Genomic DNA, 20,945 nt, shown 5'->3' with positions numbered 1-20,945 from the left:
GGAGCGTTTGTCACCCGTCTGTCTTGTTTTTTGGCGTTTTTTGGCGGCCGGCCCGATTCGGGGTCTTGCTCGGGATCTGGGCCCACAAATCGGGCCGCCGGGCCGCCGTCAGGGCCTCGGATTCAGCCCGCCGCCAGCTGGCGACCTTGGCGTGGTCGCCGGAGGTCAGGATCTCCGGGATCGGAGCCCCCTCGAACAGCTGCGGGCGAGTGTATTGGGGGTATTCGAGCAGGCCGTCCGAAAAACTTTCCTCGGTTCCAGAGGCCTCCTTGCCCATCACCCCCGGCAGCAGCCGGATGCAGGCGTCGATCAGGGCCATGGCCGCGATTTCGCCCCCGGATAGCACGTAATCGCCGATCGAGACCTCCTCCAGGCCGCGCCCGTCGATCACCCGCTGGTCCACCCCCTCGAACCGCCCGCAGACGATCAGGGGGCCGGGTCCCCTGGCCAGCTCCACAACCCGGGCCTGGGTCAATGGCCGACCGCGCGGGCTCATCAGCAAGCGCGGCCGCTGCGGGCTGATTTCAGCGGCATCGATGGCCGCGGCCAGAACATCCGCCCGCAGCACCATGCCCGGCCCGCCGCCAGCCGGGGTGTCGTCGACGCTGCGGTGGCGGTCGGTGGCGGAGGCCCGGATGTCCCGTGCCTCAAGCTGCCACAGCCCGCCCGTCAGCGCCCGGCCAGCCAGGCTCACGCCGAGCGGCCCCGGAAACATGTCCGGAAACAGCGTAAGCACCGTCGCGCGCCAGGGTGAGGGGGTGGTCATTCGATCTCAGTCGTTGTCGTCCCGGCGAAGGCCGGGACCCATAGCCACCGCACTCAGCTTTGCGACGGCTGGAGCTGCCAGCTTAGCCAAAAACCAAAGCCTGTGGTTATGGGTCCCGGCTCCCGTGCGCTTTGCGCACTAGGCCGGGACGACCCGGAGGATGGAGGTCGCTTTCGTCCTCGCCCTCAATCTCCTGCGGCAGCGCGATCACGACACGGCCGCCGGCAAGATCGACCTCCGGCACCACCGCGTTGGAGAACGGCAGCAGCAGCGTCGGGCCTTTGGGCGGGGCGATTTCGATGATGTCGCCGGCGCCGAAATTCTGGATCGCGACGACGCGGCCGAGCGGCTCGCCATCCGTGGTGACGGCGGCGAGCCCGATCAGGTCGGTGTGGTAATATTCGCCCTCGTCGGTCGCCGGCAGCTTGTCGCGCGGAACGTAGAGCTCGATGCCGTTGAGGCGCTCGGCCTCATCGCGGGTCGTGACGCCCTTGAACGTTGCGACCAGATGACCTTTGGCCTCGCGCGCCTGCGCGACTTCGAACTGGCGCTTGCCGTCCTTGGACAGCAGCGGACCGTAGCGTCTGATGGCAAAGGGATCTTCGGTGAAGGTCCACAATTTGACCGCACCACGCACCCCATGCGCGGCGCCGATCCGCGCGACGCAGACCAGCGCCGACATGGTCTGGCCTTACGCCTTCGCGGCGGCTTCGGCCTGCGCCTTGCGCTCCTTGCGCGGCACGGCCTTCTGCGGGTTGTTGCGCGCTTCGCGCTTCTTGACGCCGGCGGCGTCGAGGAAACGCGCCACGCGGTCCGACGGCTGCGCGCCCTTGGCGACCCAGGCCTTCACCTTCTCCATGTCGAGCTTGAGGCGCGCCTCGTTGTCCTTCGGCAGCAGCGGGTTGAAATAGCCGAGACGCTCGATGAAGCGGCCGTCGCGCGGAAAGCGCGAATCGGCGACGACGACGTGATAGACGGGACGCTTCTTGGTGCCTGCGCGGGCGAGGCGGATAACGACGGACATTCAGTTCTCCTTCAAAGTACGGTTTGTTCGGTTGATTGGTATTCCGCGTTGCGTGGGACCGATGCGGTCCCCCGCGACGAATTCCTCATTTCTTTTTGCCCGGGAAACCGCCGAGGCCCGGCAGCGTCGGCTTGCCGCTCAGTCCGGTCAGACCAGGAAGGTTCGGTAGGCCCTGGCGCAAGCCCGCAGGGAGATCCTTCGGCAGATTGGGCAGACCCTGTCCGCCGCCGCTCTGCATCTTTTCCTGAAGAGCCTTTATCTCTTCGGGAGACGGCATCTTCATGCCGCCGCCAAAGCCCATCGCCTGCGCGATGCCGGCGAGCGGACCGCGCTTGCCCGAGCCCATGGCCTTCATCACGTCGGCCATGTTCCGGTGCATCTTCAGGAGCTTGTTGACGTGCTCGACGCTCTGGCCAGAACCCGCGGCGATGCGCTTCTTGCGGCTTGCTTTCAGCAAGTCGGGATGACGACGCTCGTCGCGCGTCATGGAATCGATGATCGCGACCTGGCGCTTCAGGATCTTGTCGTCGATCCCAGCGGCCGCGATCTGGTTCTTCATCTTGGAGATGCCGGGCATCATGCCCATCAGCCCGCTGATGCCGCCCATGTTCGACATCTGCAACAGCTGCTCGCGCATGTCGTTGAGGTCGAACTGACCCTTGCGCATGCGTTCGGCGGTGCGCGCGGCCTTCTCGGCGTCGATGTTGGCGGCGGCGCGTTCGACCAGCGAGACCACGTCGCCCATGCCGAGGATACGGCCGGCGATACGATCGGGATGGAAGTCCTCCAGCGCGTCGGTCTTTTCACCGGTGCCGATCAGCTTGATCGGCTTGCCGGTGACCGCGCGCATCGACAGCGCGGCGCCGCCGCGGCCGTCGCCATCGACGCGGGTCAGCACGATGCCGGTGAGGCCGACGCGCTGATCGAACGAGCGCGCGAGATTCACGGCATCCTGGCCGGTGAGGCTGTCTGCGACCAGCAGCACTTCATGCGGGTTGGCCGCGGCTTTGATCGCGGCTGCCTCCGCCATCATCTCTTCGTCGAGCGTGGTGCGGCCGGCGGTATCGAGCAGCACGATGTCGTAGCCGCCGAGCTTGCCGGCTTCCAGCGCGCGCTTCGCGATCTGCGGCGGCTGCTGGCCCGTCACGATCGGCAGGGTCGGAATGTCGAGATCGCGGCCGAGCACGGCCAGCTGCTCCATCGCCGCCGGGCGGTAGACGTCGAGCGAGGCCATCAGCACCTTGCGCTTGTCGCGCTGGACCAGGCGGCGGGCGAGCTTGGCGGTGGTGGTGGTCTTACCCGAGCCTTGCAGGCCGACCATCATGATCGACACCGGCGGCACGGCATTGACGTCGATGGTCTGGCCTTCGGCGCCGAGCGTGTTGATCAGCTCGTCATGGACGATCTTGACCACCATCTGGCCGGGTGTGACCGACTTGACGACGGTGGCGCCGATCGCCTGCTCGCGCACGCGCTCGGTGAAGCTGCGCACCACCTCCAAGGCGACGTCGGCCTCCAGCAGCGCGCGGCGCACCTCGCGCATCGCGGCATCGACGTCCTTTTCGGTCAGCGCACCGCGCCCCGTCAGACGATCGAGAATTCCGCCAAGCCGTTCCGACAGATTGTCGAACAATGCCGTTGTCCTTTTTTACCTCTCCCCGCCTGCGGGGAGAGGTCGCCGCGTACTTGCGCGGCGGGTGAGGGGGTACGGGACCATCTACGCGCATCACACGCGGAGAGAGCCCCTCACCCCGACCCTCTCCCCGCAAGAGCGGGGCGAGGGAGAAGAAAGTCCAAACACCTTTGCGCCCGAGGGCGCACAGCGCTGTCGGGCGTTGACCTCCGGCCTCCAGGGCCAGTCGGCGGGTCGAAAAGAAAGCCTTTCCGAGAAAGTGGCGGGGTTAAACGCCGCTCACGCCCAAAAGTCAAGGAAAGTTAGGGTGCCGGGACGCTCCTGCCAGGGCAAGGTCCTGAAAATGTGACCCTTTTGCCGGCCGGTTCCTTTTCCCAGGGCTTCGCCCATATAGAAGGCGATGACCTTTCTCCGCTACCATCCCTAAAAGCCCGCCGTGCCGATCACCCGCCGCCGCGTGTTCGGACTGCTTGCCGGTGCCGGCGCGCTGGTCGGTGTTCCGTCCCTTTGGATGTCCCGCATGAAAACCTATGATGGTCCCGCCTCCGACCATTTCAACGGTCTGCACTTTTTCGATCCCGACGGTGCACCGCCGAAATCGCTTCGAGAGGTGCTGCGCTGGCAATTCGGCGGCAAGCGGCAGCGCGCGAGATGGCCGGATTGGGTTCCCAGTCCACACGCCGACACCCCGCCGGCGCGTGTCGACGGCGACAAGGTGCGGCTCTCTTTCGTCGGCCATGCCAGCTGGCTGATCCAGACCGGCGGCCTCAACATCCTGGTCGATCCCGTCTGGTCGGTGCGGGCCTCGCCCGTCGCCTGGGCCGGGCCGAAGCGGCACAACGATCCCGGCATTTCTTTCGATCATTTGCCGAAGATCGATGTCGTGCTGGTCTCGCACGGGCACTACGATCATCTGGACATCGCGACGCTGTCGCGGCTCGCCAAGAATTTTGCCCCGCGCGTCGTCACCCCGCTCGGCAACGACGTCACGATGCGCAGCTCCGATCCTGCGATCAAGGTGGAAGGGTTCGACTGGCACGACCGCGTCGAACTCGGTGGCGGCATCGCCGTGCATCTGGTCCCGACCCGGCACTGGACCGCGCGCGGCGTGTTCGATCGCAACAAGGCCCTATGGGCGAGCTTCGTGCTGGAGACGCCGGCCGGCAAGATCTACGTCGTCTGCGATTCCGGCTATGGCGATGGCAGGCATTTTCGACGCGTCGCGGAGAAGCATGGGCCGTTGCGGCTCGCGATCCTTCCCATCGGCGCCTACGAGCCGCGCTGGTTCATGCGTGACCAGCACATGAATCCGGAAGATGCCGTGAAGGCGCTCGCGGATTGCGGCGCGCAGCAAGCGCTCGGGCATCATCACGGCACGTTCCAGCTGACGGATGAGGCGATCGATGCGCCGGCAAAGGCGCTGGTCGAAGCGCTCGATGCCGCGAAGATCCCGCAACAGCGGTTCGTGGCGATGATGCCCGGGCAGGTGGTGGAGATTTAGCTCTTGCCACGCATAAAACTCGTCGTCCTGGACAAGCGAGCGGAGCGAGCGCTGATCCAGGACCCATTACCACAAAGAGTGGTTTGGCGAAAACTCGTTGTTACCAGCTCGCGCTGCAACTACGCCCTGGGGTAATGGGTCCTGGCTTTCGCCAGGACGACGAATGAAATTGCTGCGGCAGTGTGCCCTTTACGAAGCTCGCTACTGCCCCGGCTTGATCGCCCAGCTCACATTCACCGTCACCGACAGCGTCTCCTCGCCGGGCGCGACGGCTGCGGGTGCAGCCATCGGAGCCGCCGCCATGCGGCCCTTGAACAGCGGCACCGGGCCGCCGCCCTCGGTGACGCTGAGCGGCGCACCCAGCGTCACGCCAGCAGCCTTGGTGTAGATCTCCGCCTTGCGGCGGGCATCGGCGACCGCCTGCTCGCGCGCATCATCGAGTAGTTTTGAGGCCTGCGTCACCTCGAACGAGATATTACCGATGTCGTTGGCACCGGCGCTGACCAGCGTGTCGATAATGCCGGCGACCTTGGTCACGTCGCGAATTTTCACGGTGACACGGTTGGAGGCGCGGAAGCCGACCACGGGCGAGGCGCCGGTGGATTTGTTCTGGCCGTATTGCGGCTGCAGCGACAGGCGCGAGGTCTGATAATCCTTCTCGGCGATGCCGGCGCCCTTCAACGCCAGCAGCACCTTGCCCATCGCCGCGTTGTTGGCGTCGGAAGCCTCCTTCGCCGACTTGGCGTCATTGGCGACGCCGGCGTCGATCTGCGCGAGATCGGGCGCCGCGGAAATCCTGGCTTCGCCGCTCACCGAAATGACGGACGGAAAATCGTCGGCGCGTGCGGGGGCCAAAAGCAGCGTGGTGGTGAAGACGGCGACAAGGGGCGTCAAAAGGACGGCAGGCTTTTTCATCATTCTCACTTCAGCGGCACGAAAACATTGATCACGAGCTTGTCCTCGGCCGTCTTCAGCGGATCGGTGAGGTACTCCTCGATGAAGGTGTCCTTGGCTTCCAGCCTCTTGTCGTCGAGGTGGTTGGTGATCGCCTCATAGGTGTTGTCCATGTTGTCGTAGGAGCCGCGATGGACGAATTTCAGCGCCTTGCCCTCCGGCGATTTTCCGATGCTCATATCCTTGGGCAGGTTCTTCGGATCCTGCTCGACCGGGATCTCGGCGAGGAAGGTGAAGCCGGTGTCGTCGGTGGAGGTGTAGACGATCATCGAATTGCCTGATGGCTTGATGCCCTGCTTGTCCAGGAGCGCGTTCAGCGCCTTGAAGGCCTCGATCAGTGTGTCGAAGGCCGAGTCCCAATTGGCAGTGCCCTTGACCATCACGACCTTCTTGGGCTCGAGCACGGTCTCGAGGCCAAAGGGATCGGCGGTCTGCACCGGGGCGGGGGTGGCGGCTGCCGCGGGTGGGGGCGCCGCCGGGCTGGGTGAGGCACTGGCGGCAGGCGACGGTGTTGCCGCGGGCGCGGGTGAGGCGCTGGCCGCGGGGGAGGGGGTCGCAGCGGGTGCGGGCGAGGCGCTCGCGGCAGGGGAAGGCGAAGCCGATGGCGCCGGCGAGGGGCTTGCCGACGCCGCCGGCGCCGGGCTCGGTGTTTGCGCCAGAACTCCGGACAGGCCAAACGACAAGGCCGCTGCCGGGATCAACGCGGCCAAAGCGAGACGACGAAAACTGATCATTTTACTCTCCCCAAGACCTTGCGTCCCAAGGCCTAAATCCGTCCTGCACCCCCGCCGCGCCTCCCGGTCGCGCGAGCGGCGCAGTTCTAACACGCGAGCGCCAAATTCGTCCCATGACAGATGCGTCATGGGCGGCCTCCAGGGCGCTTCGCAGCAAACCGCTGGCCAAGCCGGCAAGGATCGCCATATAAGACGGGCGAAATTCGGGAATTTTCATGAGCGCGCTGGCCAACCACGCATTTGCCAAGATGAACGGCATCGGCAACGAGATCGTCGTTGTCGACATGCGCGATTCCGCAAGCCGGGTGACGCCGGACGACGCGCGGGCGGTGGCGTCCGCCAACGGCGGCGTGGCGTACGACCAGCTCATGGTGCTGCAGAAGCCGCGGCTGGCCGGCACCGAAGCCTTCATCCGCATCTACAATAATGACGGCTCCGAGGCCGGCGCCTGTGGCAACGGCATGCGCTGCGTGGTGCGCCGCATCTTCGAGAAGAGCGGACAGACCACCGCGACATTCGAGACGGCAGCGGGCTTGCTCAATTGCTGGCAGGGCCCCGCGCCCGACCTCTACACCGTCGACATGGGTGTGCCGAAGTTCGGCTGGCAGGACATTCCGCTGGCGGAAGAGTTTCGCGACACCCGCTACATCGAGTTGCAGATCGGGCCGATCGACAATCCGATCCTGCACTCGCCGTCCGTGGTGAGCATGGGCAATCCGCACGCGGTCTTCTGGGTCGAAGACGTCAACGCCTATGATCTCGAGCGTTTCGGTCCGCTGCTCGAAAACCATCCGATCTTCCCCGAGCGCGCCAACATCACGCTCGCCCATATCGTCGATCGCGACCACGTCACGATCCGCACCTGGGAGCGTGGCGCCGGCCTGACCAAGGCGTGCGGTTCGGCGGCCTGCGCCACGGCCGTCGCCGCGGCGCGGCTGAAGCGCGCCAATCGCAACGTCGAGATCACGCTGCCCGGCGGCAAGCTCGGCATCGAATGGCGCGAGCGCGACGACCATGTGTTGATGACGGGCACCGCGACCTTCGAATATGAAGGCAATTTCGATCCGGCGCTGTTCGCGCCGGTCGGCTGATGGCCGTCGACGTCGTCACTTTCGGCTGCCGCCTCAACGCCTTCGAGGCCGAGGTGATCCACCGCGAGGCGGAGAGCGCGGGCCTTTCCGACACCATCGTCATCAATAGCTGCGCCGTCACCAATGAGGCGGTGGCGCAGGCGCGCCAGTCGATCCGCAAATTGAAGCGCGAGCGGCCCGGTGCCCGCATCGTCGTCACCGGCTGCGCGGCGCAGACGCAAGCCGCGATGTTCGCCGCTATGGCCGAAGTCGATCGCGTCGTCGGCAATGACGACAAGCTGCGCTCGTCCGCATGGCGCGATGCGCGCGATGCATTCGACATCGGCGCCAGCGAGAAGATCGCCGTCAGCGACATCATGGCGGTTAAGGCGATGGCGCCGCATCTCGTTGACGGCTTTGCAACCGGCCTGCCGCGCGTCTTCGTGCAGGTGCAGAACGGCTGCGACCATCGCTGCACCTTCTGCATCATCCCGTTCGGCCGCGGCAACTCGCGCTCGGTGCCAATGGGCGCGGTGGTCGAACAGGTGCGGGCGCTGGCCCTGCGCGGCCATGCCGAGATCGTGCTCACCGGCGTCGACCTCACCAGTTACGGCGCTGACCTGCCGGGCGCGCCCAAGCTCGGCATGCTGACCAAGCAGATCCTGCGGCACGTGCCGGAATTGAAGCGCCTGCGCATCTCCTCGATCGATTCGATCGAGGCCGATGACGATCTGCTGGATGCCATCGCCGACGATGCGCGTCTGATGCCGCATCTGCACCTGTCGCTACAGTCAGGCGACGACATGATTTTGAAGCGGATGAAGCGGCGGCATTCGCGACAGGATGCGATCGCGTTCTGCGACCAGGTGCGCCGCCTGCGCCCGGACGTCATTTTCGGCGCCGACATCATCGCGGGCTTCCCGACCGAGACCGAGGACATGCTCTCGCGCTCGCTCGATCTCGTCGAGGAATGCGGCCTCACCTTCCTGCACGTCTTCCCCTACTCGCCACGCCCCGGCACGCCGGCCGCGCGAATGCCGCAGGTTGCAGGCGGCGCGATCAAGGAACGCGCGCGGCGACTGCGTGCAGTTGGCGAGGCGGCGTTGCGGCAGCGCCTGCAAGCCGAGATCGGCGCAACGCGCGAGGTGCTGATCGAGAGCGAGGGGCAGGGACGCACGGAGCATTATCTGCCGGTGGCGATTGCGGGCGAACGTGTGGGCAGCGTGGTGCCGCTGATGATTGCCGGCAGTGATGGCGAGCGGCTGACGGCGTAAACAGCTGTCGCGCGTCGCGTCGCGCTACATCCCCATCGTCGTCCCGGCGAAGGCCGGGACCCATACCGCGTCATCTATCGGTGATGCGCGATGCCTGTCCCGACAAAGCAGAGTAACTGCTAGCCCTCGCCAAACTGTTCCCTGTGGTTATGGGTCCCGGCCTGCGCCGGGACGACACTGGGAGTGTGGATGCGGGCCCCTAAAGCGCGCGCCTCTACAACGCCCGCACCTGCCAGAACCGCAGGGTGCGCCGCGCATTCTCCGGCGTCATTCTCGCAAAATGACCCTGCGCCCGCGCGAGATCAGCCGGCTTCATCGCGCCCGTCGCGTAACGGCTTTCGAGCACGGCGGCGGTGGTGTCCCAGCCGAGCTGCGCGGCCTTGCACGGCACCAGCAGCCCGTCGTCGCGCAGGCTCTGCATCAGCGGGCGAATCACCTCGACGGTTGATTCGGACAGCGCTGCAAGCGCCGCCACCGTCTCCTCATAGCGCCGCTGTCTGGCGAAGCTGAACAGCGTCGCTTCGTTGAGCCGGCCGTGCGCTTTCAGATTTGCGATGGCCCGCTTGGCGCCTTCGAAGTCGCGCACGCCAGACATCTCGCGTTCGACGCCGACGGTGACGGCGGCAATCGCGCTCTGGATTTCCTCGAACAGGTGCGGTGGCGCGCGTGACAACAGGCGGGTGCGCACGGCGTCGCTCGCCGAACGCAGCAATTGGCGGCGCAGCTCCGACGGCAAATCGACGCGGACGCCAACACTGATTGCGAGCTCCGGATCGCTTTCGGCCTGTCCGACGATGATGGCGAATCCACTGCCGGAGACGCGGGCGCCGGGATTGGTGGCGAGCCGCCGGCTGACGCTGGGATAGCGGCGTGCCAGCAGCGCGTCGGTGACGATCTCCTTCAGCCACCAGCGGCCGGCGACCGCGAGCAGATGCGGCTCGCCCTTGCTCGATGCGATCTTCATCAGCTCGCCATCGTCGAGGCGGGCGGATTCCTGGAGCACGGGTCCGGCGATACGGATCTCGTCATTGTTGGCGAGGCGGCGGATCACGGATGGCGGCGCCTGCGCGATCGGCGCAAGCTGCGCGCTGATCTCGGCGAGCGCAACACGGGCGCCGATGTCGGCGATGGCGCGCAGCTCGATGGTGCCGATCAGGCGCTCGAGCACGTCGTCGAACAGCGCGATCTGCTCGTCGTCAAAGCTGCCGGCGGAACCCAGGAACAGGTCGGTGACGCGCCGGGCCGTCTCCAACCCCTTTTCCGGCGAGCCCATCCGTATCGCGGATTCGACCTCGTCGACGATCGATAGCTCGGCCTTGGACATCACGCGCTGCTCGTCCTGAGCGGTTACGGAAGCTTGTTCTAAGCAACCGCTATCATTAGAGGCGAGCGCTGAACGTTTCGTAAACCATGGCCTGAGGCCGACTAGCTTTAGCGAGATGCCGCCGCAGCGTCAGTGCGCTCCCTCCAGAGGGACTCCCCAAGAGGAGAGAACCCTCACCCGGCGCTACGCGCCGACCTCTCCCGCAAGCGGGAGAGGTTCAGTCCCCGTTCCATCCGCAGGCACGGAGCCGCTCGTGCATGTGGGGCGGGGCCGGCGCCACGACGCGGATCGGGTCCTTGTTCCGGGAGATCGGCACCACGATTTCGCGGGAATGCAGGTGCAGGCGCGGCTCGCCGAAGCGCGGGCCGGTGCCGTAAATGTTATCGCCGACGATCGGCCAGCCGGTCGCGGCCGAATGCACCCGCAATTGATGGGTCCGTCCGGTCACCGGTTCCATGGCGAGCCAGGTCAGGCCCGCGCCGCGCCCCATCACCTTCCAATTGGTGATCGCCTTCTGCCCTTCCGGATCCGGTTTCTGCCACCAGCCGCGCTCGGCGTTGAGACGGCCGAGCGGCATGTCGATGCTGCCTTCGTCTTCAGCAGGGCCGCCCTCGACCACGGTCCAGTAGGTCTTGCCGATCTTGCCGTGCTTGAACAGGAGCCCGAGCGAGGCTGTCGCCTTGCGGTGGCGGCCAAGCACGAGGCAACCGGAGGTAGCCTTGTCGAGCCGGTGAGCCAACACCGGCGGTCGCGGCAGGCCGAAGCGGAGCGCGTCGAAGGAGGCTTCGAGGTTCGCCCCGCCCTTGGGGCCGCGATGGACCGGCAGGCCGGCCGGCTTGTCGATGACCAGCATCAAGCCGTCGCGATGGAGCACGCGGCCTAAGATTTCATCGGCGGTCAATTCGGGAACATCGAGCAATTGCAAGACTTTCGTTTAATCGTCGGAACGGCTAACACACCCCCGCCATGAACGATACCTCCGAGACCCCCAAGCTGAGCTGGTGGCGCCGCCTGTCCAACGGGCTGAAGCGCACGTCGTCCTCGCTCGGGACCGCGGTCGCCGACCTCGTCACCAAGCGCAAGCTCGACCGCGCCATGCTCGACGACATCGAGGACGTGCTGCTGCGCGCCGATCTCGGCACGCAAGTCGCGGTACGGATCGCGGACGCCGTCGGCGCGGGGCGCTACGACAAGGCGATCTCGGCGGACGAGGTCAAGGACGTGGTCGCGACCGAAGTCGAGAAGGTGCTCGTACCGGTCGCGAAGCCGCTCGAGATCGATGCAGCGAAAAAGCCGTTCGTCATCCTCGTGGTCGGCGTCAACGGCTCCGGCAAGACCACGACCATCGGAAAACTCTCGCAAAAGTTCGCGTCCGAAGGCCGCAAGGTGATGCTGGCCGCCGGCGACACGTTTCGCGCAGCGGCGATCGAGCAGCTCAAGATCTGGGGCGAGCGCACCAAGACGCCCGTCATTGCCGGCGCGCAAGGATCGGATTCGGCAAGCCTCGCCTTCAACGCACTGACGGCAGCGAAGGAGCAGAGCATCGACGTGCTCCTGATCGACACCGCGGGCCGGCTTCAGAACAAGGCCGAGCTGATGAACGAGCTCGAGAAGGTCGTGCGCGTCATTCGCAAGGTGGATGCCACCGCGCCGCATGCGGTGCTGCTGGTGCTCGATGCCACCGTCGGCCAGAACGCGCTGTCGCAGGTCGAGGCCTTTCATCGCACCGCCGGGGTCACCGGCCTCGTGATGACCAAGCTCGACGGCACCGCGCGCGGCGGCATCCTGGTGGCGCTGGCGGAGAAATTCAAACTGCCAGTGCATTTCATCGGCGTCGGCGAAGGCGTCGACGATCTCGCGCCCTTCACCGCGCGCGATTTCGCCCGCGCGATCGCCGGAATCGAAAGTTGAGAATGGACAAGACCCAGCCGCATCCGCTGTTCAAGCTTGCAACCGAGCTCGGTCCGCTGCTCGTGTTCTTCTTCGTCAATGCGAAGTTCAACCTTTTTGCCGCGACCGGCGCCTTCATGGTGGCGATCGTGGCGGCGATGGTCGCCTCCTATGTGGTGACGCGCCACATCCCGATCATGGCGATCGTGACGGGCGTCATCGTGCTGGTGTTCGGCACGCTGACGCTGGTGCTGCACGATGAGACCTTCATCAAGGTCAAGCCGACCATCATCTACGGCCTGTTCGCCGCGATCCTCGGCGGCGGCCTGCTGTTCGGCCGCTCCTTCATCGCTGTGATGTTCGACCAGGTGTTCAATCTGACGCCGCACGGCTGGCGCATCCTCACGCTGCGTTGGGCGCTGTTCTTCGCCGGCATGGCGGTGCTGAACGAGATCATCTGGCGCACCCAGAGCACGGACTTCTGGGTGAACTTCAAGGTCTTCGGCGTCCTTCCGCTGACCGCTATCTTCGGCATGATCCAGATGCCGCTGATCAAGCGCTATCACCTCGAGCCGGTGTCGCTGGAGGCGAGCGAGGCCGAGGCGGGAGATGTGAGCAAGGGGTGACCGGTGAGCGCTCGCCACACATTCGGTGTCATCGCCCGGCTTGACCGGGCGATCCAGTACTCCGAGCCGTCTGTGGCTGAATCGATAAGCCGCGGCGTACTGGATGCCCCGGTCAAGCCGGGGCATGACAGCTGTATGTGGGGCGCCGGGTCTTTGATTCGCAATGACGGGCTTGGCTAAGATCCCGCCTTCAGCGCCTTCTCCAGCTCCGGCATCAGCACCGTCTTGAGGTTTTGCGGCGTGACCGGTCCGACCAACTTGTAGACGATGGTGCCCTCGCGCCCGACGACGAAGGTCTCGGGCACGCCATAGACGCCCCATTCGATCGAGGCGCGACCGTTGGCGTCCACGCCGACGCGGCCGAAGGGATTGCCGTAGCGTCCGAGGAAGCGCCGGGCGTTGTCGGCCGCATCCTTGTAGTTGATGCCGACGAGCTGGAAGCGCTTGTCCTTGGCGAGCTCGGTCAGGAGCGGCGCCTCGTCATGGCACGGCACGCACCAGGACGCCCAGACGTTGACGAGGCTGACCTTGCCTTTGAACGCGGCGGGATCGAGCCCCGGCACCGGCGCATTGTCAGCCTGCAATCCCTCGAGCGGCGGCAGCAGCGTTTGCGGCGCCGGTCGCCCGATCAGTGCGGACGGAATCCGCGAGGGATCGCCGCTGCCGAGCCGAAACCAGAACAACAGCGCAAGGCCGAGGAAGGCGATCAGCGGCAGCGCCATCAGGAAGGTGCGGCGCTGCGGCGTCGCCGGGCTCGATTGATTGCTCATGATCGATCCGTCGCGCTGCGGCCCGAGCGGCGGGTCACACCGCTGCGATCGAGCTCGCGCAGGCGCTGCGTCTGGTTGCGATAGTCGAGCACGACCCAGCCGATCAGGATCACGACCACGAGGGCCGCTGCGGCATATGAGGTCACGATGAACGACGCGTAAGGACCGAGCGCCATCATCACGCAGCTCCAGCTTCTTTTGACGCGTTTTCTTCACGCGAACCGGCGTCCACTTCGCTCGAAAACGCGACGCGGCTCGCCTGCATCATTTGCAGGGAGCGGACGCGGCGGCGCAGGATCTCGTTGCGCATCGCAGCCAAGTGCAGCGTGACGAACAGCAGCGTGAAGGCGATCGCCATCACCAGCAGCGGGAGCAGGAACGACTTGTCGAGCGTCGAGCCGCCCATGCGCATCACCGAGGCCGGCTGGTGCAGCGTGTTCCACCAGTCGACGGAGAACTTGATGATGGGCAGGTTGATGGCGCCAACCAGCGTCAGCACCGCCGCGGCGCGCGCCGCGCGCGAGGGATCGTCGACCGCGCGCCACAGCGCCATCAGGCCGAGATACATCAGGAACAGGATCAGCACCGAAGTCAGCCGCGCGTCCCACTCCCAGTAAGTGCCCCACATCGGCCGGCCCCACAGCGAGCCCGTGAGCAACGCGAGGAAGGTGAAGGCCGCGCCGATCGGAGCAGCCGCTTTCGCGGCGACGTCGGCGAGCGGATGCCGCCACACCAGCGTGCCCAATGAGGCGATGCTCATCACGCCCCACACGAACATCGAGAGCCAGGCATTGGGCACGTGGATGAACATGATCTTCACCGTCGCGCCCTGCTGGTAGTCGTCGGGCGCAAGCGCTGACTGGTACAGACCGATGGTGAGCAGGATGACGGTCGCAGCCGCAAGCCACGGCAGCAGACGCGCTGTCAGCGCGAGGAACCGCGTGGGATTGGCGAGGTCGATCAGCGTCATGGTATTCTGATAATCATCCGGAAGCGCTCAGGCAATCAGCACGAAAGCACGTCGCGAAAGTTGATGCGGGTCAAGGTCAGGCGGGCCCATCTCAGTCGGGTCCATCTCAGTCGAGTCCATGCCGCAGGCTCGCCGCCGCCGCGAAGGGTCCGATCAGGAGGCTGACCAGCGATAGCGCGCACAGGATCGAGAAAGGCGCGCCGAACGTCATCGGACCGACGATCACCGCCTGCGAGGCCGCGACCCCGAAAATCAGCACCGGAATCGACAGCGGCAGCACCAGCACGGCCATCAGCAGTCCGCCCCGATGTAGGGTCACCGCCAGTGCCGCGCCGATCATGCCGGTGAAGGTGAGCGCCGGGGTTCCTGCCAGCAGCGTCAGCGCCACCGCGCCGGTTGCGACCATGTCGAGGTTGAGCAAGAGGCCGAGCACGGGGGTTGCGACAATCAGCGGCAGGCCGGCCGCCAGCCAATGCGCCAGCGCCTTGGCGGCGCAGGCGAGTTCCAGCGGCGTCCGGCTCATCGTGATCAGGTCGAGCGAGCCGTCCTCATGGTCGGCCATGAACAGCCGGTCCAGGGTCAGCAGGCTCGCGAGCAAGGCCCCGAGCCAGAGAATGGCCGGCCCGAGCCGCGACAGCAGCGCCAGATCCGGCCCCACCGCGAACGGCATCAGCACCACCACGGTCAGGAAGAACAGCACGCCAATCAGCGCCCCGCCGCCGACGCGGAGCGCGATCCGGATGTCCCGGCGGATGAGGGCCGACAGGGCGGTCATGGAGCACCTCGCGCGGGCTGGCCGCCTGAAAAAAGCTGAGGGTCAGGCCGCATCACCCCACACCCCCGATCCGCAGCTCTCGCGCGTCGATCCCCAGCGGGGCGTGGGTGGCGGCGATGATCAGGCCGCCGCTTGCCAAGTGCTGTCGCATCAATCCGGCAAACATGTCCTGGCCGGCCACGTCCAGCGCCGTGGTCGGCTCGTCCAGCAGCCAGACCGGGCGGCGCACGGTCAATAGCCGCGCCAGTGACAGCCGGCGGCGCTGGCCGGCGGAGAGGAAGGCGGCGGGCAGGTGGGTGGCGTGGTCGAGGCCGACTTTGGTGAGGCTCTCGGCGGCATCGCGTCGCTCGCCGCCGAGAAATTCAGCCCAAAATGCCAGATTTTCCTTAACGCTCAGCGCCGGCTTCAGGGCATCGCGATGGCCGAGATAGTGGCATTGCTCCGGCAGTGTCAGCTCGCCATCACCCCCGTCCAGCGCGATCGTCCCGCCGGCCGGAATGAGCAGGCCGGCGATCAGCCGCAGCAGCGAGGTCTTGCCCGATCCGTTGCGACCCATCACCGCCAGGGCTTCGCCCGCGGCAGCCGCGAAATCCAGGCCGGCGAACACCTCGCGGCCACCCCGCACGCATCTGAGCCCGTGACCTGAAAGCCGCATCTCGCCTCGTTTCAACCCGCTCAAAGCCAGGCCTCAGGAAAACTTGGGGTAGCGCATGGGAATTTTTGGCTCGCGGATTGGCGCGGCACGATTGTGGCTGTGGCGGCGCGGTTAGAAAGCTTCTATAAGCCCGGAACTACTTGATGCAGCAACTCAACCTGCCCCTGCAAGCGGCCAAGCCTGATACGCTGACGGTGTTAAAATACCCTGCCGGGTATAACTAACAATTCGGATTCCTACATGACCTCGCTCGACAGCTTCAAATGCAAAAAGACCCTCAAGGTCGGCGCCAAGACCTATGTCTATTACAGCCTGCCCACGGCCGAGAAGAATGGTCTGAAGGGAATTTCGAAACTTCCCTATTCGATGAAGGTCCTGCTCGAGAACCTGCTGCGCAACGAGGACGGCCGTTCGGTCAAGAAGGAAGACATTGTCGCCGTCTCGAAATGGCTGCGCAAGAAGTCGCTGGAGCATGAGATCGCGTTCCGCCCGGCGCGTGTCTTGATGCAGGACTTCACCGGCGTGCCTGCAGTGGTCGACCTCGCCGCGATGCGCAACGCGATGCAGAAGCTCGGCGGCGATGCTGAGAAGATCAATCCGCTGGTCCCGGTCGACCTCGTCATCGACCACTCCGTGATCGTGAACTTCTTCGGCGACAACAAGGCCTTCGGCAAGAACGTCACCGAGGAATACAAGCAGAACCAGGAGCGCTACGAGTTCCTGAAGTGGGGCCAGAAGGCGTTCTCGAACTTCTCGGTCGTGCCGCCCGGCACCGGCATCTGCCACCAGGTGAATCTCGAATATCTGGCCCAGACGGTCTGGACCAAGAAGGAGAAGATGACGGTCGGCAAGAAGACCGGCACGTTCGAGGTCGCCTATCCCAACTCGCTGGTCGGCACCGATTCCCACACCACCATGGTCAATGGTCTGGCCGTGCTCGGCTGGGGCGTCGGCGGCATCGAGGCGGAAGCCTGCATGCTCGGCCAGCCGCTGTCGATGCTGCTGCCCAATGTCGTCGGCTTCAAGCTGAAGGGCGCGATGAAGGAAGGCGTCACCGCGACCGACCTCGTGCTGACCGTGACGCAGATGCTGCGCAAGCTTGGCGTCGTCGGCAAGTTCGTCGAATTCTTCGGCCCGGGCCTCGACCATCTCTCCGTCGCCGACAAGGCGACCATCGCCAACATGGCGCCCGAATATGGCGCGACCTGCGGCTTCTTCCCGGTCGACGCCGCCGCGCTCGACTATCTCAAGACCTCCGGCCGCGCCTCGGCGCGCGTTGCGCTGGTTCAGGCCTATGCCAAGGCGCAGGGCCTGTTCCGCACCGCCAAGTCGGCCGATCCGGTGTTCACGGAAACCCTGACGCTCGACCTCGCCGACGTCGTGCCCTCGATGGCCGGTCCGAAGCGTCCCGAAGGCCGTATCGCGCTCCCGTCGGTGGCCGAGGGCTTCTCGCTCGCGCTCAGCAGCGAGTACAAGAAGGCCGAGGAGCCGGAGAAGCGCTTTGCCGTCGAAGGCAAGGACTTCGAGATCGGTCACGGCGACGTCGTGATCGCGGCGATCACCTCCTGCACCAACACCTCGAATCCGAGCGTGCTGATCGGCGCCGGCCTGCTTGCGCGCAACGCGGCTGCGAAGGGCCTCAAGGCCAAACCGTGGGTGAAGACCTCGCTTGCCCCGGGCAGCCAGGTGGTCGCGGGCTATCTCGCCGATTCCGGTCTGCAGAAAGATCTCGACAAGGTCGGCTTCAACCTGGTCGGCTTCGGCTGCACCACCTGCATCGGCAATTCCGGTCCGCTGCCGGAAGAGATCTCGAAGTCGATCAACGACAACGGCATCGTCGCCGCTGCCGTGCTCTCAGGTAACCGCAATTTCGAAGGCCGCGTCTCGCCGGACGTGCAGGCGAACTATCTGGCCTCGCCGCCGCTGGTCGTCGCGCACGCGCTCGCGGGCAGCGTGACCAAGAATCTCGCCACGGAGCCGCTCGGCGAGGGCAAGGACGGCAAGCCGGTGTACCTGAAGGACATCTGGCCGACGACGAAGGAGATCAACGCCTTCATGAAGAAGTTCGTGACCGCGTCGATCTTCAAGAAGAAGTATGCCGACGTGTTCAAGGGCGACACCAACTGGCGCAAGATCAAGACGGTCGAGAGCGAGACCTATCGCTGGAACATGTCTTCGACCTATGTGCAGAACCCGCCCTATTTCGACGGCATGAAGAAGGAGCCGGAGCCGGTCACCGACATCGTCGAGGCGCGCATCCTCGCCATGTTCGGCGACAAGATCACCACCGATCACATCTCGCCGGCCGGCTCGATCAAGCTCACCTCGCCCGCCGGCAAATATCTCAGCGAGCACCAGGTGCGCCCCGCCGACTTCAATCAGTACGGCACGCGCCGCGGCAACCACGAAGTGATGATGCGTGGCACCTTCGCCAACATCCGCATCAAGAACTTCATGCTGAAGGGCGCCGACGGCAACATTCCGGAAGGCGGTCTGACCAAGCACTGGCCGGACGGCGAGCAGATGTCGATCTACGACGCCGCGATGAAGTACCAGGAAGAGAAGGTGCCGCTGGTGGTGTTCGCCGGCGCTGAATACGGCAACGGCTCCTCGCGCGACTGGGCCGCGAAGGGCACGCGCCTGCTCGGCGTTCGCGCCGTGATCTGCCAGAGCTTCGAGCGCATCCACCGTTCGAACCTGGTCGGCATGGGCGTGCTGCCGCTGACCTTCGAGGACGGCACTTCCTGGCAGTCGCTGGGTCTGAAGGGTGACGAGAAGGTCACGTTGCGCGGCCTCGTCGGCGACCTCAAGCCGCGCCAGAAGCTGACCGCGGAGATCGTCTCCGGCGACGGTTCGTTGCACCGCGTTTCGCTGCTTTGCCGCATCGATACGCTGGACGAGCTCGATTACTACCGCAATGGCGGCATCCTCCATTACGTCCTGCGCAAGCTCGCGGCGTAAGCGCGGATTTGTGAACGATGGCTCACTGCGAAGTGAGTAGAAGCCAGAACGAAGGCGGCCTATCAAAAGGCCGCCTTCGCGCGTTTTGCGGCACGTTTCGGATGGGCCCGGCCGGTGGAAAACCTCCTCCTGGACGGATGAATGTGCTGCGCCCCGTAAGATTACGGTGACCATCAGGCGATAAGATTCCCTCTCACGAGCAATGGTGTGCGGCGTTCGACATGACAACAATGACGGCTTCTCATCCGATTTCACGTTGGTCCAGTGCCCTCTGGTCGGGTGCTCTCGGCATCTGTGCGATCGTCGCCGTCATCCGCCCTGCCGGGGCTGATCCCCGCGCCGTTGTCGAATTGTTTACCTCGCAGGGCTGCTCGTCCTGCCCGCCCGCCGACAAGGTCATCGGCGATCTCTCCAAAGATCCCTCGGTCATCGCGCTGAGCATGCCGATCGACTATTGGGACTATCTCGGCTGGAAGGACACGCTGGCCGATTCGCGGTTCTCTGCGCGGCAGCGTGCCTACTCGCGCATGCGCGGCGACCGCGAGGTCTACACGCCGCAGGTCGTCGTCAATGGCTCGACCCATGTCATCGGGAGCGATCGCACCGGCATCGAGAATGCGATCGGCAAGACCGACAAGGGCATGGGCGTGATGAGCGTGCCGGTGACGATGTCGCTTGCGGGCAAGCAGATCAGCGTCTCCGTGGCCGCGAGCAACGAGCCCACGGTCTCGCATGGCGAGGTCTGGATCTGCTCGATCGCCAAGTCGGTGCCGATCACGATCACCCGCGGCGAAAATCGCGGACAGCAGATCACCTACCACAACGTGGTGCGCAACCTGCTCAAGGTCGGCGATTGGACCGGCCGTCCGGAAAGCTGGACGGTGCCGATCGAGAACCTCACGCGCGACGGCGTCGACGGCGCGGTGGTCTATGTTCAGGATGGCAACCGAGAGAAGCCGGGTGCAATGCTGGGCGCGGCGTACACGTCGCTGCACTGATTTCACTCGCTCACCCGCGTCGCGCTCGCTCTAACTCCTCATGGTGAGGAGCGCGCCCTTGCGCGCGTCACGAACCAAGCAGGCCCGGCGGATGCAGCTCGGCCTTTCATCCTTCGAGACGCCGCGCGAGCGCGGCCCTCAGGATGAGGGGGAGAGCCGGCGCATGAGGAGAGCGAAGGCTCGGCGAGTCGGAAACATCCCGACACAAACAAAAAAGGACCAACTTGCGTTGGCCCTCCTTGTCGCGCGTACAGACCCGATCCTGTCGACCCCGGGGGGCTGGGGGCTGAGGAATCCGGAACCGAAGGACCGGGCCAACGCACATGAGCCTTTTCGCAGTGCAGGGCGGCAGTCGCTAGGCGGAAAAGCGGCGACACTATGATTCCTGCTAACGATCCCGTGACGGTTTGCCGCGACAAAGTTCCACCATTGCGTGTGTCCCGATTCGATGAGTTCGAACGGGGAGGCCCCTTGCGGTAGGGACCGGTTGGCGCAATCATGCAACTGTCATGATGCCAGAGGTTCCGGTTGTCGCGGACACGGGTCATGCCGTGCGATGAGGAGGCGCTTCCCATGAATTTGATGTCGGAGGATGCCGAGCCGAGCGAGCAGCGCGCGGCGGCGCGCCCCGCCGCTGCGACGACGCAGCCGAATCGGGTGACGTTCAACCGCCTCGAGCTGCACCGGATTCTCAATCTCTACGGCCGCATGGTCGCCGACGGCGAGTGGCGCGACTACGCCATCGACTTCCTGAAGGACCGCGCCGTGTTCTCGGTCTATCGCCGCGCCTCGGAAGTGCCGATCTATCGGATCGAAAAGGACCCGCGGCTTGCGCGCAAGCAGGGCATGTACAGCGTGATCTCGGCGACCGGCCTGATCCTGCGCCGCGGTCACGAGCTCGAGCGCGTGCTGCTGGTGATCGATCGGAAGCTGGCGGTGGTGTGAGGCTTTCGTAGCCCGGATGAGCGAAGCGACATCCGGGACTTTGCTTGCACCGTTCCCGGGTATCGCTTCGCTCAC

Annotated in this window: 21 protein-coding genes; 8 read left to right on the top strand and 13 right to left on the bottom strand. The window is 65.4% G+C overall.

The window, feature by feature from the left end; genetic code table 11:
- Positions 1-10 precede the first annotated feature (10 nt).
- The 4 genes from trmD to ffh all read right to left on the bottom strand — a co-directional run bounded on the left by trmD (position 11) and on the right by ffh (position 3,423).
- Positions 11-766, bottom strand: coding sequence for a tRNA (guanosine(37)-N1)-methyltransferase TrmD (gene trmD / locus ACSKB8_RS08540; RefSeq protein WP_438103613.1), 756 nt, complete (start codon positions 764-766; stop codon positions 11-13).
- Between the two features lie 106 nt (positions 767-872).
- A complete protein-coding gene (gene rimM, locus ACSKB8_RS08535) occupies positions 873-1,448 on the bottom strand; it encodes a ribosome maturation factor RimM (RefSeq protein ID WP_438103612.1) in 576 nt (191 codons plus the stop codon).
- A 9-nt stretch (positions 1,449-1,457) separates the two neighbouring features.
- Positions 1,458-1,790 (bottom strand): 30S ribosomal protein S16, encoded by a 333-nt coding sequence (gene rpsP / locus ACSKB8_RS08530; RefSeq protein WP_035702960.1) that lies wholly within the window; start codon positions 1,788-1,790, stop codon positions 1,458-1,460.
- Positions 1,791-1,875: 85 nt separating this feature from the next.
- Positions 1,876-3,423 carry a signal recognition particle protein gene (gene ffh, locus ACSKB8_RS08525; protein WP_438103611.1) on the bottom strand — a complete coding sequence of 516 codons (1,548 nt, stop codon included), beginning with the start codon at positions 3,421-3,423 and terminating at the stop codon, positions 1,876-1,878.
- A gap of 436 nt (positions 3,424-3,859) precedes the next feature.
- Here ffh and ACSKB8_RS08520 point away from each other — a divergent pair, with 436 nt between their 5' ends.
- Positions 3,860-4,924, top strand: a complete 1,065-nt coding sequence (locus tag ACSKB8_RS08520) for an MBL fold metallo-hydrolase (protein WP_438103610.1) — start codon at positions 3,860-3,862, stop codon at positions 4,922-4,924.
- A 201-nt stretch (positions 4,925-5,125) separates the two neighbouring features.
- Here ACSKB8_RS08520 and ACSKB8_RS08515 read toward each other — a convergent pair whose 3' ends face one another.
- Positions 5,126-5,839: an SIMPL domain-containing protein gene (locus tag ACSKB8_RS08515; RefSeq protein ID WP_438103609.1), complete on the bottom strand. Its 714-nt coding sequence runs from the start codon at positions 5,837-5,839 to the stop codon at positions 5,126-5,128.
- 5 nt (positions 5,840-5,844) lie between these two features.
- Complete coding sequence (locus ACSKB8_RS08510; RefSeq protein ID WP_438103608.1) at positions 5,845-6,612, bottom strand: GyrI-like domain-containing protein; 768 nt, start codon at positions 6,610-6,612, stop codon at positions 5,845-5,847.
- A 215-nt stretch (positions 6,613-6,827) separates the two neighbouring features.
- Between ACSKB8_RS08510 and dapF the strand changes: the two genes are divergently transcribed.
- Entirely contained in the window at positions 6,828-7,703 is an 876-nt protein-coding gene (gene dapF, locus ACSKB8_RS08505) for a diaminopimelate epimerase (RefSeq protein ID WP_091893052.1), read from the top strand.
- On the top strand, positions 7,703-8,956 hold the full coding sequence (gene mtaB, locus ACSKB8_RS08500; protein ID WP_438103607.1) for a tRNA (N(6)-L-threonylcarbamoyladenosine(37)-C(2))-methylthiotransferase MtaB: 1,254 nt from the start codon (positions 7,703-7,705) through the stop codon (positions 8,954-8,956). The genes dapF and mtaB overlap by 1 nt, the downstream gene beginning before the upstream one ends.
- Positions 8,957-9,170: 214 nt before the next feature.
- On the opposite strand, the gene ACSKB8_RS08495 is transcribed toward mtaB, so the two are convergent.
- Positions 9,171-10,280, bottom strand: a complete 1,110-nt coding sequence (locus ACSKB8_RS08495) for a DUF2336 domain-containing protein (protein ID WP_438103606.1) — start codon at positions 10,278-10,280, stop codon at positions 9,171-9,173.
- Between the two features lie 217 nt (positions 10,281-10,497).
- Positions 10,498-11,199 carry an RluA family pseudouridine synthase gene (locus tag ACSKB8_RS08490; protein ID WP_438110458.1) on the bottom strand — a complete coding sequence of 234 codons (702 nt, stop codon included), beginning with the start codon at positions 11,197-11,199 and terminating at the stop codon, positions 10,498-10,500.
- Between the two features lie 47 nt (positions 11,200-11,246).
- Here ACSKB8_RS08490 and ftsY point away from each other — a divergent pair, with 47 nt between their 5' ends.
- Both ftsY and ACSKB8_RS08480 read left to right on the top strand, forming a co-directional pair.
- The gene (gene ftsY / locus ACSKB8_RS08485; RefSeq protein WP_438103605.1) at positions 11,247-12,191 is read left to right on the top strand and encodes a signal recognition particle-docking protein FtsY; all 945 of its coding nucleotides are present in this window, start codon (positions 11,247-11,249) and stop codon (positions 12,189-12,191) included.
- 2 nt (positions 12,192-12,193) lie between these two features.
- Complete coding sequence (locus ACSKB8_RS08480) at positions 12,194-12,796, top strand: septation protein A (RefSeq protein WP_438103604.1); 603 nt, start codon at positions 12,194-12,196, stop codon at positions 12,794-12,796.
- A gap of 176 nt (positions 12,797-12,972) precedes the next feature.
- Here the strand turns inward: ACSKB8_RS08480 and ACSKB8_RS08475 are convergent, their stop codons facing one another.
- The 5 genes from ACSKB8_RS08475 to ccmA form a co-directional block, all read right to left on the bottom strand.
- Positions 12,973-13,566: a DsbE family thiol:disulfide interchange protein gene (locus ACSKB8_RS08475; protein ID WP_128930639.1), complete on the bottom strand. Its 594-nt coding sequence runs from the start codon at positions 13,564-13,566 to the stop codon at positions 12,973-12,975.
- Complete coding sequence (gene ccmD / locus ACSKB8_RS08470) at positions 13,563-13,748, bottom strand: heme exporter protein CcmD (protein WP_091893065.1); 186 nt, start codon at positions 13,746-13,748, stop codon at positions 13,563-13,565. Before ccmD ends, ACSKB8_RS08475 begins: the two co-directional genes overlap by 4 nt.
- Entirely contained in the window at positions 13,745-14,536 is a 792-nt protein-coding gene (locus ACSKB8_RS08465; protein WP_438103603.1) for a heme ABC transporter permease, read from the bottom strand. Before ACSKB8_RS08465 ends, ccmD begins: the two co-directional genes overlap by 4 nt.
- A 106-nt stretch (positions 14,537-14,642) precedes the next feature.
- On the bottom strand, positions 14,643-15,311 hold the full coding sequence (ccmB, locus tag ACSKB8_RS08460) for a heme exporter protein CcmB (RefSeq protein ID WP_438103602.1): 669 nt from the start codon (positions 15,309-15,311) through the stop codon (positions 14,643-14,645).
- Between the two features lie 52 nt (positions 15,312-15,363).
- A complete protein-coding gene (gene ccmA, locus ACSKB8_RS08455) occupies positions 15,364-15,966 on the bottom strand; it encodes a heme ABC exporter ATP-binding protein CcmA (RefSeq protein ID WP_438103601.1) in 603 nt (200 codons plus the stop codon).
- A gap of 240 nt (positions 15,967-16,206) precedes the next feature.
- On the opposite strand from ccmA, the gene acnA reads away from it, so the two are divergent.
- The 3 genes from acnA to ACSKB8_RS08440 all read left to right on the top strand — a co-directional run bounded on the left by acnA (position 16,207) and on the right by ACSKB8_RS08440 (position 20,870).
- On the top strand, positions 16,207-18,927 hold the full coding sequence (gene acnA / locus ACSKB8_RS08450; protein ID WP_438103600.1) for an aconitate hydratase AcnA: 2,721 nt from the start codon (positions 16,207-16,209) through the stop codon (positions 18,925-18,927).
- 221 nt (positions 18,928-19,148) lie between these two features.
- Positions 19,149-19,925 (top strand): DUF1223 domain-containing protein, encoded by a 777-nt coding sequence (locus ACSKB8_RS08445; RefSeq protein WP_438103599.1) that lies wholly within the window; start codon positions 19,149-19,151, stop codon positions 19,923-19,925.
- Positions 19,926-20,498: 573 nt separating this feature from the next.
- Positions 20,499-20,870, top strand: coding sequence for a DUF2794 domain-containing protein (locus ACSKB8_RS08440; RefSeq protein ID WP_128930646.1), 372 nt, complete (start codon positions 20,499-20,501; stop codon positions 20,868-20,870).
- Positions 20,871-20,945 lie beyond the last annotated feature (75 nt).

This window comes from Bradyrhizobium sp. BR 1432, assembly GCF_051547705.1.
In the GTDB taxonomy this organism is placed as follows: Bacteria; Pseudomonadota; Alphaproteobacteria; order Rhizobiales; family Xanthobacteraceae; genus Bradyrhizobium; species Bradyrhizobium zhanjiangense.
Note: the sequence above shows the minus strand (reverse complement) of the source record. Positions and strands in the feature narration are given on the sequence as shown.